This window comes from endosymbiont of Riftia pachyptila (vent Ph05), from assembly GCF_000224455.1.
GTDB classification, from domain to species: domain Bacteria; phylum Pseudomonadota; class Gammaproteobacteria; order Chromatiales; family Chromatiaceae; genus Endoriftia; species Endoriftia persephonae.
Genome location: NZ_AFOC01000101.1, coordinates 1 through 11,866 on the forward strand (window position 1 = coordinate 1; position 11,866 = coordinate 11,866).

Below are 11,866 nucleotides of genomic sequence, written 5' to 3' on the forward strand. Positions count from 1 at the left end.
CATGATCACGCTGCGAAGGATGTTGCGCATCCGCCCGTGGCCGGCGCTGTCTACACTTGTCCCATGCATCCGGAGATCCAGGAAGCGCATCCCGGTCCCTGTCCCAAGTGCGGCATGGCTCTGGAGCCGATGGGTGAACCGGTGGCGGTGACTCGCACCGAATACACCTGCCCGATGCACCCCGAAATCGTGCAGGACCATCCCGGTAATTGCCCCAAGTGTGGCATGGCGCTGGAGCCGCGCACTATCGAGGTGGAGGAGAAAAACGAAGAGCTGATCGATATGAACCGGCGCTTCTGGGTGAGCGCCATGCTGGCTCTGCCGCTCTTCTTGCTGGCGATGGTGGCGGATCTCATGCCCAGCTGGCTGCCGGCCGGTCTATCCATGAAGACGGTGCAATGGATCGAGTTCACCCTGGCCACGCCGGTGGTCCTGTGGGGTGGCTGGCCCTTCTTCGTGCGCGGCTGGCAGTCGGTGGTGAGTTGGAATCTCAACATGTTCACCCTGATTGGACTGGGTGTGGCGGTGGCCTGGATCTACAGCGTCGTCGCCCTGCTGTTTCCGGCCATCTTTCCTGCCAACATGCTGCACGAAGGCGGGACGGTCCCCGTCTACTTCGAGGCGGCAGCCGTGATTACGGCCCTGGTACTGCTGGGGCAGGTATTGGAGCTGCGCGCCCGCAGCCGCACCAATGCGGCCATCAAGCTGTTGCTGGGGCTGGCCCCCAACACGGCACGCATCGTGCGTGCGGACGGCACCGAAGATGACATTCCGCTGGAACAGGTTATGCCTGGCGACATCCTTCGAGTCAGGCCAGGAGAGAAAGTGCCGGTGGATGGCGTGGTGACCGACGGCAGTAGTGCTGTCGATGAGTCGATGGTCACCGGGGAACCGATACCGGTCGAGAAGACCCGGGGTGAATCCTTGATTGGTGCCACCGTAAATGGCACTGGCAGCCTGCTGATGCAGGCGGAGAAAGTGGGGAGTGATACCCTGCTGGCCCAGATCGTACGCATGGTCAGCGAGGCCCAGCGTTCGCGGGCACCGATCCAGAAGCTGGCGGATATCGTTGCTGGCTACTTCGTGCCAGCGGTGGTGATGATCGCCGTACTCACTCTGATTGTCTGGGGCTTTTTTGGCCCCGAGCCGCGCCTGGCCCACGCCATGATCAATGCCGTGGCGGTGCTCATCATCGCCTGTCCCTGTGCGTTGGGGCTGGCGACACCCATGTCGATCATGGTCGGTACCGGCAAGGGGGCGACCCTGGGCGTACTGATCAAGAACGCCGAGGCGCTGGAGATTATGGAGAAGGTGGACACCCTGGTGGTGGACAAGACTGGCACCCTGACCGAGGGCAAGCCGCAGCTGGTTTCCATTCAGGTCAGCCAAGGTTTCGAAGAAGATGAGATGCTGCGTCTCGCCGCCAGTCTGGAACGGGCCAGTGAACACCCGCTGGCGGAGGCCATTGTCCGTGGTGCCGAGGAGAGGGGTGTCAGCTTGGCTTCCACTGACCGGTTCGAATCGATCACAGGCCAAGGCGTGACCGGCACTGTCGATGGGCGAACGGTGGCGCTCGGCAACCTCACACTGCTAGAGGGGCTGTCGATTGATTCGGGCAATTTGCTTGCAGAGGCCGAAATTGGTCGCGCACAGGGACAGACGGTCATGTTCGTGGCCATTGACGGTCAGGCTGCCGGACTGATTGGTGTGGCTGATCCCATCAAGGCATCTACACCACAGGCCATTCGTGATCTGCATGTCGAGGGTGTAAAGGTGGTCATGCTGACGGGTGATAATCAAACGACCGCTCAGGCTGTGGCTGACCAGCTTGGTATCGACCGGGTCGAGGCCGAAGTGCTGCCGGACCAGAAGGCCGAGATCGTCAGAAAGCTCCAGGCGGAGGGTCATACGGTCGCGATGGCGGGAGATGGCATCAACGACGCCCCAGCTCTGGCGCAATCCCATGTCGGTATCGCTATGGGTACCGGTACCGATGTGGCGATGGAGAGCGCCGGCGTGACCCTGGTCAAGGGTGACCTGCGCGGCATCGTGCGTGCCAGGCGGTTAAGCCGGGCGACCATGCGCAATATCCGCCAAAACCTCTTCTTCGCCTTTATCTACAATTCTCTCGGTGTGCCGGTAGCCGCCGGTGCGCTCTATCCCGTTTTTGGTCTGTTGTTATCACCGATACTTGCTGCGGCCGCCATGAGCTTTAGCTCGGTGTCCGTGATTGGTAATGCACTCAGACTCAGGCGAGTAACGATTTAACGAAGAGGAGATCATGATGGGAAACGGTTTTGGTATGGGTTTTGGCGGTGGCTTTATGTGGTTGTTTTGGATCCTTTTGATCGTTGTGATTGTGTGGGCTGTAAAGGCGGCTGGGGGGAGTAGTAATGATTCACCTGAAACGCAAAAGTCTGCACTGGACATCCTGAAGGAGCGCTATGCAAGGGGTGAGATTGATCAAGAGGAGTTCGAGAAAAAACGAGAGGATTTGGGTGGTTGAATAGAGTCCGGAGTAAGTGATGAAAACGCAAGATTCCATGAAACCTGTAGGCACCTGGGAAGTCAGGCGCAGGATCAAGATACCGGCACTGGTTCATGCTGCCGATGCGATGGCAGTGGAAGATGCAGTCCGTGCTTTATCGGGTGTCCGCAATATGGCTACGGATGTGGAAAAACACCAGCTCATCGTGCGATACGACGCCAGCCAGTCGGCTTACCAAGCCATTGTGGAGGCGCTGGAAAGCGCCGGCTTTCCGCCGTTAGACAATTGGTGGTGTCGGTTTAAGGGCAGTTGGTTTGAATTTACCGATACCAATGCCAGAGACAATGCACATGCACCGCCTCCGGCCTGTTGCAATAAGCCACCCAAGTAGAGGGGTGGGTGATGCATTTCTGTTTACACTTGTCGTGAAAGATGACCGGATGAATCCCGTTATTCGACGAATCCTTTTGCTCGGGCTTTTGGTACTGGTTCTTGTGTCTGCTTACTACCTGCTAAAGGAGCTTGGGATGCTGGCCACTGTCACAGATGTCGATGAGCTGAAAGCCTGGATTTCGGAACTGGGGTATTGGGGGCCGGTCACGATTATCGTTCTGATGGCGATAGCCATCATTATCAATCCCATTCCCAGCGCACCGATTGCCTTGGCGGCCGGCGCCGCCTACGGGCATACCTGGGGCACTGTCTATGTGGTGGCTGGTGCCGCCAGCGGGGCAATGGGAGCTTTTTGGATTGCCCGGTTGCTTGGTTATGAGCTGATGGTTAGGGTATTCGGCAGCCGCTTGAGATTGGGCTGGCTGGGCTCCCAGAATTTCCTGATGGGTATGGTATTCGTTTCGCGGCTGATACCCTTCCTCTCTTTCGATCTGGTGAGCTATGGTGCCGGGTTGACCCCAATCACGACCTGGCGATTTGCCTTAGCGACCTTGACAGGTCTTATCCCCGCGAGTTTTCTGCTGGCCCACTTCGGCGGTGAGTTGACCTCGTCGAGCCTGGAGCAGGTGCTTGCTAGCGTGCTGTTGCTGGGTGGGCTGACATTGGTGCCGATCATTGCCACGATACTCGTGAAATGGCATGGGCGTAGAGTTACTGACCGGATCGATGTGTCAGGTAAATCGACCGTGGATCGGTAGGGATGGGACAGACTTGTGACCGGTCACGATATCTGATCAAATCCAGCACGCAATGATGGAACCCTTCGTTACCCGTCGTGTCTCTATCTGAAACATAATGAACGCTTTGAGAAGTAAGACATTTTAAGATGTCCTTGACCCACGACAACAATCTGCGATTGACCACCTGGATGTTAGTGGTGGTATTGCTGTTGTCCTGGGGGCAGGGTGCCTTGGCTGGCCTCGGGCAGCACTCCATGCCGATGGGAGAGGATTCTCATCGGGTCATGGCGGATGGTCACCATTGCCATATGCCCAAGATGGCGGATCTTCAATGCCATTGTGATACTGGCCATCTCAACCTGCGGCAGGCCCTGCCGCAGCGCGATTCCGATCTCCTGGGCTTCGAACGCATCGATCGGTCGGTTCTGGTCTCTAAAGATCTGGCGGATCTGCGTCCGGTCAGGGGGCCACCCCGTGACGAGATCCTGTTCTCCTTCTCAGCCCCACCGGTTCCCATCCCCCCGCGCCTGAGTTTCTGCTGCCTGCGTATCTGATACCCACCTGTTGTCTGACCAGCGTTTCAGCCGGCAGCATCCCGTTCTCCACCCTCTGATCTTTTAGCGTCCGCCAGGACAGCTCGAATTCGCTTGGGGATGGGGAACCCCCTGCTGCCAGACCCGAACCAAACAGCAGGTTTTCATTGATGTTCTCTTTTCCGCAACGCCGGGCGCGTGTCGCCCTTTTCCTTGTGTGCGGTCTGATCTGGCAGAGTGGCCAGGCGGCCGGCACCTTGTCGATCGGCCAGGCGGTGAGCCTGGCGTTACAGGACAATCCCGGCCTCGCTGAGGTACAGGCCAGGGCAGAGGCCGCCGCTCATCGGCCGAGTCAGGTTGGCGCCTTGCCCGATCCTGTGTTGTCTCTCAACGCCGCCAATCTTCCCCTGGATAGTTTTGATCTGACCCAAGAGCCCATGACCCAGTTTCAGGTCGGGATCAGCCAGAAGCTGCCTTGGCCCGGCAAGCTCGAGTTGCGTGCCGAGGCGACGCGGCTGATGGCCCTGGGCAAGCAGGATGCGACTCGCGAGGCGCGGCTGATGCTGGCCCGTGATGTGAGACGCAGCTGGTGGAATCTCTTCTATCTGGATCGTGCCCTGGCCACAGTAGAGGACAATCAGTCGCGGTTGCGTTCTTTTGTCCAGGTGGTGCAGGCCAAATACCGGGTGGGCGAGGGGCTGCAGCAGGATGTGCTGCTGGCCCAAGTGGAGCTCTCAGGTCAGTTGGAACGGGCAGTACGTCTGCGTGGCATGCGCCGTAGTGAGGCGGCCCGTCTGCAGGCATTGATGGGGCATCCAGGTGATTCACTCGTGGAGCTGCCAGCCGTCGATCCCCCTGAGCTGTTGAATCTGGAGGGGGCCGAAGTTTGGCTGCAACAGGCCCTGGCCGAGCGCCCTCTGTTGAGTATGAAACAGCATACGCTGGATGCCTCGAATCGCCGTCTGGAGCTGGCGCGGAAGGGGATCTATCCCGACTTCACCCTCAAGGGGGCCTATGGTCTGCGGGGTGGCAACAATCCGGACGGCTCCTCCCGCAGCGACTTTCTCTCCATCGGCGTCAGCCTCAATCTACCGATCTTTCAGGGCAGCAAGCAGGATCGGGAGGTGGATCAGCGCACCAGCGAACGAATGGAAGCCCGCTACGCCCTGGATGATGCCCGGCGCACGATTCGTGAACAGGTGGAACGCGCCCTGGCGGATTATGAACAGGGCCGAGAGCAGGCCCGTCTATTGCTCAACGGGATCATTCCTCAGACCGAGCAGACGGTGGCCTCCATGCTCGCCGGCTATCAGGTGGACAAGGTCGACTTCCTTACCTTGGTCCGCACCCAGATCAAATTGAACAACTTTCGCATTGCCTACTGGAAGGCCCTGAGTCAGGCCAAACAGGCCGAGGCGCGTCTGCTGGCTGCGGTCGGCGGGGAGAATAATCATGAATAAATACCCAATGGGTCTTACTGTCGCACTACTGGTTGGCGTTGGTGCAGGCATCTGGATGAGTGGTTACCGGTCACAGATTCCCTGGCTTGTTCCGGGGCTGGAGAGTGTGGCTGCTGCGGGCATGGAGGCGGGAGAAAAGCCCCTGTTCTGGCGCAACCCGATGAATCCCGCTATCACCTCGCCGGTGTTTACCAAGGATGAGATGGGTATGGACTACCTGCCGGTCTACGCCGATGCACCCAAGACGGGGAAAAAGGAGCGCAAGGTGCTCTTCTGGCGCAACCCGATGAATCCCGCTATCACCTCGCCAGTGTTCACCAAGGATGAGATGGGTATGGACTACTTGCCGGTCTATGCCGATGACGGCGGGGCGGCGGATGAGCCCACCGGCACGGTGAAGATTGACCCGGTGACCGTACAGAACATCGGTGTGCGCACAGTCAAGGCCAAGCGTCAGGCGTTCTCGCGTTCGGTGCGAGCCCTGGGCCGGGTGATTGCCGATGAGACCCGTATCACCCGTCTGCATCCGAAGACTGAGGGGTGGATTGAGAAACTCTTCATCAACAAGACCGGAGAACCGGTGAAGAAGGACGACATCCTCTTCTCCATCTACTCCCCCAAGTTGGTCAGCAGTCAGCATGAGTATCTGCTGGCGCTGCGCAACCTGAAGGCGCTGGGTGAGAGCGAGTATCCCGATATCCGAGAGGGTGCCCGTCAGATGGCGGAGATCTCTCGTGAACGGCTACAGCTGCTGGATGTACCGGAACACCAGATCAGGGAACTGGAGCAGAGTGGTAAGCCTTTCAAGGCGTTACACGTCCACTCTCCCTTCGACGGTATCGTGATGAAGTTGAACGTGAGTGAGGGGGAGTATGTGACCCCCAGGAGCGAACTCTACCGTCTCGCCGACCTCTCCAAAGTCTGGGTGCAGGTCGACGTTTATGAATATGAACTATCCAGGGTGCGTGTCGGCGACAAGGCGCAGATAACCCTGAAGAGTATGCCGGGCAGGATATTCGAGGGCACGGTCTCCTATATCTATCCCTATGCAGAGGCCAGGACCCGTACCATCAAGGTGCGCCTGGAACTGGATAACCCGGAACTGGCACTCAAGCCGGATATGTTCGCCGACGTGACCCTCAATACCGAGTTGCAGAAGGATGCGGTGGTGGTGCCGGATGCGGCAATCGTGCGCTCCGGTGAACGGGATCAGGTCTTCATTGTACGTGAGCCGGGCAAGTTCGAACCGCGGGAGGTGACCCTGGGCCAGAGCAGTGAGGGCTGGGTACAGGTGCTTGATGGGGTGAAGGCTGGAGAGGAGGTGGTGGCCTCAGCTCTGTTTCTGATCGATTCTGAATCCAAGTTGCGGGAGGCGACCGCCAAGATGATGGAGGCGGCCAAGGGGGGGCAGTCCGTCGGTGGGGCGGATATGGATATGCAGGGTATGGCTATGGATGCACCTGACATGTCGATGGATGAAATGCGCCTTGATAGTAGCGTTCCCGATGCGATGGATATGAGCGGCTTCACCCTGGATGGGGGACGCAAGCCATGATCGAGTGGATCATCAACGGCTCCCTGCGTAACCGCTTTCTGATCATCCTCAGCAGCCTGCTGCTGCTGGCGGCAGGCATCTGGGCGGTGAAACAGACCCCGCTGGATGCCATCCCCGATCTGTCGGATGTGCAGGTGATCGTCTTCACCGAGTTCCCGGGCCAGGCTCCCAAGGTGGTGGAGGAGCAGGTCACCTATCCGCTGACCAGCGCCATGCTCTCGGTACCTTATGCCAAGACGGTGCGGGGCTACTCCTTCTTCGGGCTCTCCTTCGTCTACATCATCTTCGAGGACGGGACCGACCTCTACTGGGCCCGCTCCCGGGTGCTGGAGCAGCTCAACTATGTCACCAGCCGGCTCCCCGACGGGGTCAATCCCACCCTNGGGCCGGATGCCACCGGGGTTGGCTGGGTCTACGAATACGCCCTGGTGGACCGTAGCGGTAATCAGGATCTCTCCCAGCTGCGCTCGATCCAGGACTGGTATCTGCGTTACCCCTTACAGACGGTGCCCGGGGTGGCGGAGGTGGCTAGCATTGGTGGCTACGTGAAGCAGTACCAGGTAGAGGTGGACCCCAATGCCATGGCCGCCTACGGCATCACCTTGGACAAGGTGAAACATGCCATCCAGCGTTCCAACAATGACGTGGGTGGGCGACTGGTGGAGATGACCGAGACCGAGTACATGGTGCGCAGCCGCGGCTATATCAAGAGCCTGGACGATCTGCGGGAGATCCCGGTGGCGGTGGATGGCCGGGGGACCCCGGTGCGCCTGCGGGATATCGCCCAGGTGCAGCTGGGGCCGGAGCTGCGGCGTGGCGTGGGCGAGCTGAACGGTGAGGGTGAGACCGTCGGTGGCGTGGTGGTGATGCGCTTTGGCGAAAACGCCCTGACCACCATTCAGAAGGTACGGGAGAAGCTGGAGGCGTTGCAGGCGGGGCTGCCAGACGGGGTGGAGATCGTGCCGGTCTATGACCGCTCCGACCTGATCCAGCGGGCGGTGGACAATCTGCAGCACAAGCTGCTGGAGGAGTCGATTGTGGTCTCCCTGGTCTGCATCATCTTCTTGTTGCACGCTCGTTCCGCCCTGGTGGCAATCCTCACCCTGCCGGTGGGTATCCTGATGGCCTTCATGGTGATGCATGCCCAGGGCATCAACGCCAACATCATGTCCCTTGGGGGTATCGCCATCGCTATCGGCGCGATGGTGGACGGCGCCATCGTGATGATCGAGAACGCCCACAAACACTTGGAACAGATGGCCCGCCGACTGGGACGGAAGCTGAGTGAACGCGAACGCTGGCAGGCCATCGGTAACTCTGCGAGGGAGGTGGGGCCAGCCCTCTTCTTCTCGCTGCTGATCATCACCGTCTCCTTCCTACCGGTCTTCACCCTGCAGGCCCAGGAGGGGCGGTTATTCAGTCCTTTGGCCTTCACCAAGACCTACGCCATGGCTGCCTCGGCGATCCTGGCGGTGACGCTGGTGCCGGTTCTGATGGGCTTTTTTATCCGCGGCAGGATTATCTCGGAGGCGAAAAACCCTATCAACCGCCTGCTCCATATGATGCATCGCCCGCTATTGTCGCTGGCGATCCGGGTGCGCTGGCTGACCCTGGCGGTTGCGGTGGTGCTGCTGGGCTTCACCTTGCAGCCGCTGCAGCAACTGGGCAGCGAGTTCATGCCGCCCCTGGATGAGGGGGATATCCTCTACATGCCCACTACCTATCCAGGCATCTCCATCACCAAGGCCAAAGAGCTGCTGCAGCAGACCGACAAGATTATCTCCAGCTTTCCCGAGGTGGCGACGGTCTACGGTAAGGCTGGGCGAGCCGAGAGCGCCACCGACCCGGCGCCCCTGGCGATGCTGGAGACCACGATTAGGCTGAAGCCGCGAGAAGAGTGGCCCGATCCCGCCAAGACCACCCAGGAGCTGATGAATGAGATGGACGCGGCGATCAAGTTCCCGGGGCTGGCCAACAGTTGGACCATGCCGATCAAGACCCGTATCGACATGCTCTCCACCGGCATCAAGACCCCCATCGGGATCAAGGTCAGCGGGCCGGATCTCGGGGTGCTGGAGTCGCTGTCGAAGGATATCGAACGGGTTATGAAAACGGTCCCGGATACGGTCTCCGCCTTCGGTGACCGGGCGCTGGGGGGCTACTACCTCGATTTTGATATCGATCGCAAGGAGGCGGCCCGATACGGGCTCACCGTGGGTGATGTGCAAGATGTGATCCAGTCTGCCATTGGTGGTATGAACGTCTCCCGCACGGTGGAGGGGCTGGAGCGCTACCCGGTGAATGTGCGCTACCCGAGGGAACTGCGTGATGATCCTCAGCGGCTCAAGCGGGTGCTGATCCCCACCTCCAACGGTGAATCTATTCCCCTGGCCCAGGTGGCGAAGATCCAGCTGCGCCGGGGGCCGCCGGTGATCAAAAGCGAGGACGCCCGGCCTAACGCCTGGATCTATGTCGATATCAGCACCTCGGATATCGGCGGTTATGTGGCCAAGGCCAGGCAAACCGTGAGTGAACAGGTGAAGATCCCGCCGGGTTATGCCCTGGTCTGGTCGGGGCAGTTCGAATACATGGAGCGGGCTGAGGAGCGGCTGCGCATCGTGGTGCCGGCGACTCTGTTGATCATCTTCCTGCTGCTCTACTTCAACTTTGGCAACCTCAGCTCACCGCTGGTGGTGATGCTCTCCATCCCCTTCGGGCTGATCGGCGGTATCTGGCTGGTCTACTGGTACGGCTTCAATCTGTCGGTGGCGGTGGTGGTGGGCTTCATCGCCCTGGCCGGGGTGGCGGCGGAGATCGGCATTTTGGTGCTGACCTTCATCGATCAGGCCGTGGCGGAGGCACGCCACCAGAGAATCATCCGGGGTGATGCAGCGTGTCTGACCAAGGGCGAACTGATGGAGGCGGTGCTCCAGGGCACGGCGGAGCGGGTGCGTCCTATCGCCATGACCGCCACCGCCATCATTGCCGGCTTGTTGCCGATCCTCTGGGGCACTGGCACCGGCTCCGAGGTGATGCAGCGCATCGCTGCCCCGATGGTGGGGGGCATGGTGAGTGTCACTGTGCTCTGCATGCTGGTGCTACCGGTGATCTACGGTCTGGTTTTGCAGTTCAAGGAACGGTTCTATTCCAGTGGAACCGTCGTAGAAGCGGAGGAGCTCCTAAAAAACAGCGAAGCTTGATTGAAATATTTGGAAACGACTTTTACCAACGTGAGTGGAGATACAACATGAAAACAGTCCTGAAGAGCCTGACCTTTGCCATCCTGAGCGGTGCTGCCGCCGCCAGCTATGCTGGCATGGACCACAATCAAACCCCCATGGATCAGGGCAGCCATGACACCATGGCGGCCCAGTCGAAGATGTTCCTGGAGAAGACACAGATCGACGGGTACACCGTCAGCTTCCACGTGATGCAGGCCAAAGAGGGTATGCAGCACGGCGGCAGTCACAATCTGATGATCAAGGTGGAGAAGGATGGCCGGACACTGAACGACATCGCCGTCAATTCCAAGGTGGTTTTCCCCGATGGCAAGGAGGGCAGCAAGATGCTGATGAAGATGGGGGACTGGCATATGGCCGGCTACGATCTGGGCCAGACTGGCGAATACCAGCTGATGGTGCTGTTCAAGACAGCTGACGGACAGAAACACTTTGGTGGCATTCACTATATGGCCAGGTAAGCGGAATCAGTGCCGGAAAAGGGAGGCGATTGAGGGCTTCCCTTTTCTGGATCTGAAATTCCACAACCAGAGCCTGGCAAGATCAACAAAATCATGAGGGTAGAGAGCTATGACTCATAGTGGATCAGGTAGACGATTTCTGGCTATGTTTCTGGTCGGATGCGCGATCGGTATTGGTGTGATTAGCTCTGTCGTTCGTGCGGATTCCGATGGGCCGATTACAGACAGAGCGATCATTGCAGAAGAGGTCAGAAAAGAGCTAAGACGGTTGATCGATGAAGAGGGCTTCATGGATCGCGCTATAGAGCGTGGAATCGAATCCTATATTCAGAAACAACGTGCTGCGTCGGCTTCTGAAAAGAATCATGCACGGGCGCAACATGCGCGAAATCTTCGTCCTGTTTCGGCGGAGAGGGATCATATTTATGGCGATCCCAATGCGCCGATCAGTCTGGTTGAATACTCGGATTTCGAATGTCCATTCTGTAAGCGGTTTCACCCGACCGTGAAAAAGCTTATCGAACAGAACGCAGGCAAGGTCAACTGGGTCTATCGGCATTTTCCTCTGGAATTCCACAATCCCGGTGCACAGAAGGAAGCTGAGGCAACAGAGTGTGCCTCTGAACTGGGAGGAAATGATGCGTTTTGGCGCTATTCCGATCTGATCTACCAACGTACGACCTCCAATGGTAGGGGATTCCCAATCGATCGTTTGGTGCCATTGGCCGAAGAGATCGGGCTGGATGGTAAGAGATTTCGGGACTGCCTCGATAGTGGCAGGATGGCTGACCGGGTCAGGGAGGATTATGAGGATGGGGTTAAAGCCGGGATCTCAGGAACGCCCGGAACGATCTTTCTCAATCATGTCAGCGGTGATCTCTTTGCCACCGCCGGTGCCTTGTCACTTTCCCGCTTGCAGGCTGCGGTAGACCGTTTGCTGTCAGATCAGACAGCAAAATGAGTAACCGACCGTCACCTAAACGCCAGATACATAAGC

Annotated in this window: 10 protein-coding genes; all 10 read left to right on the forward strand. The window is 58.8% G+C overall.

Going from position 1 to position 11,866, the window contains the following annotated elements:
• Nucleotides 1-63: 63 nt before the first annotated feature.
• On the forward strand, nt 64-2,268 hold the full coding sequence (locus tag RIFP1SYM_RS13630) for a copper-transporting P-type ATPase (RefSeq protein ID WP_139042148.1): 2,205 nt from the start codon (nt 64-66) through the stop codon (nt 2,266-2,268).
• Between the two features lie 13 nt (nt 2,269-2,281).
• Nucleotides 2,282-2,506, forward strand: a complete 225-nt coding sequence (locus RIFP1SYM_RS13635) for an SHOCT domain-containing protein (protein ID WP_005965749.1) — start codon at nt 2,282-2,284, stop codon at nt 2,504-2,506.
• Between the two features lie 19 nt (nt 2,507-2,525).
• The gene (locus tag RIFP1SYM_RS17100; RefSeq protein WP_081417769.1) at nt 2,526-2,879 is read left to right on the forward strand and encodes a heavy-metal-associated domain-containing protein; all 354 of its coding nucleotides are present in this window, start codon (nt 2,526-2,528) and stop codon (nt 2,877-2,879) included.
• A gap of 4 nt (nt 2,880-2,883) precedes the next feature.
• Nucleotides 2,884-3,639, forward strand: a complete 756-nt coding sequence (locus RIFP1SYM_RS13645; protein WP_240991660.1) for a TVP38/TMEM64 family protein — start codon at nt 2,884-2,886, stop codon at nt 3,637-3,639.
• Nucleotides 3,640-3,767: 128 nt separating this feature from the next.
• A complete protein-coding gene (locus RIFP1SYM_RS13650; protein WP_005965752.1) occupies nt 3,768-4,175 on the forward strand; it encodes a hypothetical protein in 408 nt (135 codons plus the stop codon).
• Between the two features lie 149 nt (nt 4,176-4,324).
• Entirely contained in the window at nt 4,325-5,614 is a 1,290-nt protein-coding gene (locus RIFP1SYM_RS13655; protein WP_006474906.1) for a TolC family protein, read from the forward strand.
• Nucleotides 5,607-7,169 carry an efflux RND transporter periplasmic adaptor subunit gene (locus RIFP1SYM_RS13660; protein ID WP_005965754.1) on the forward strand — a complete coding sequence of 521 codons (1,563 nt, stop codon included), beginning with the start codon at nt 5,607-5,609 and terminating at the stop codon, nt 7,167-7,169. Before RIFP1SYM_RS13655 ends, RIFP1SYM_RS13660 begins: the two co-directional genes overlap by 8 nt.
• Complete coding sequence (locus RIFP1SYM_RS13665) at nt 7,166-10,369, forward strand: efflux RND transporter permease subunit (protein ID WP_005965755.1); 3,204 nt, start codon at nt 7,166-7,168, stop codon at nt 10,367-10,369. The genes RIFP1SYM_RS13660 and RIFP1SYM_RS13665 overlap by 4 nt, the downstream gene beginning before the upstream one ends.
• A gap of 47 nt (nt 10,370-10,416) precedes the next feature.
• Nucleotides 10,417-10,869, forward strand: coding sequence for a hypothetical protein (locus RIFP1SYM_RS13670; protein ID WP_050798775.1), 453 nt, complete (start codon nt 10,417-10,419; stop codon nt 10,867-10,869).
• Nucleotides 10,870-11,014: 145 nt separating this feature from the next.
• Complete coding sequence (locus tag RIFP1SYM_RS13675; RefSeq protein WP_240992122.1) at nt 11,015-11,830, forward strand: DsbA family protein; 816 nt, start codon at nt 11,015-11,017, stop codon at nt 11,828-11,830.
• Nucleotides 11,831-11,866 lie beyond the last annotated feature (36 nt).

What these genes read in the sequence shown, in the direction of transcription:
- RIFP1SYM_RS13630 (WP_139042148.1), top strand. Translation starts at nt 64, where the DNA reads ATGCATCCGGAGATCCAGGAAGCGCATCCCGGTCCCTGTCCCAAGTGC.
- RIFP1SYM_RS13635 (WP_005965749.1), top strand. Translation starts at nt 2,282, where the DNA reads ATGATGGGAAACGGTTTTGGTATGGGTTTTGGCGGTGGCTTTATGTGG.
- RIFP1SYM_RS17100 (WP_081417769.1), top strand. Translation starts at nt 2,526, where the DNA reads ATGAAAACGCAAGATTCCATGAAACCTGTAGGCACCTGGGAAGTCAGG.
- RIFP1SYM_RS13650 (WP_005965752.1), top strand. Translation starts at nt 3,768, where the DNA reads ATGTCCTTGACCCACGACAACAATCTGCGATTGACCACCTGGATGTTA.
- RIFP1SYM_RS13655 (WP_006474906.1), top strand. Translation starts at nt 4,325, where the DNA reads ATGTTCTCTTTTCCGCAACGCCGGGCGCGTGTCGCCCTTTTCCTTGTG.
- RIFP1SYM_RS13660 (WP_005965754.1), top strand. Translation starts at nt 5,607, where the DNA reads ATGAATAAATACCCAATGGGTCTTACTGTCGCACTACTGGTTGGCGTT.
- RIFP1SYM_RS13670 (WP_050798775.1), top strand. Translation starts at nt 10,417, where the DNA reads ATGAAAACAGTCCTGAAGAGCCTGACCTTTGCCATCCTGAGCGGTGCT.
- RIFP1SYM_RS13675 (WP_240992122.1), top strand. Translation starts at nt 11,015, where the DNA reads ATGTTTCTGGTCGGATGCGCGATCGGTATTGGTGTGATTAGCTCTGTC.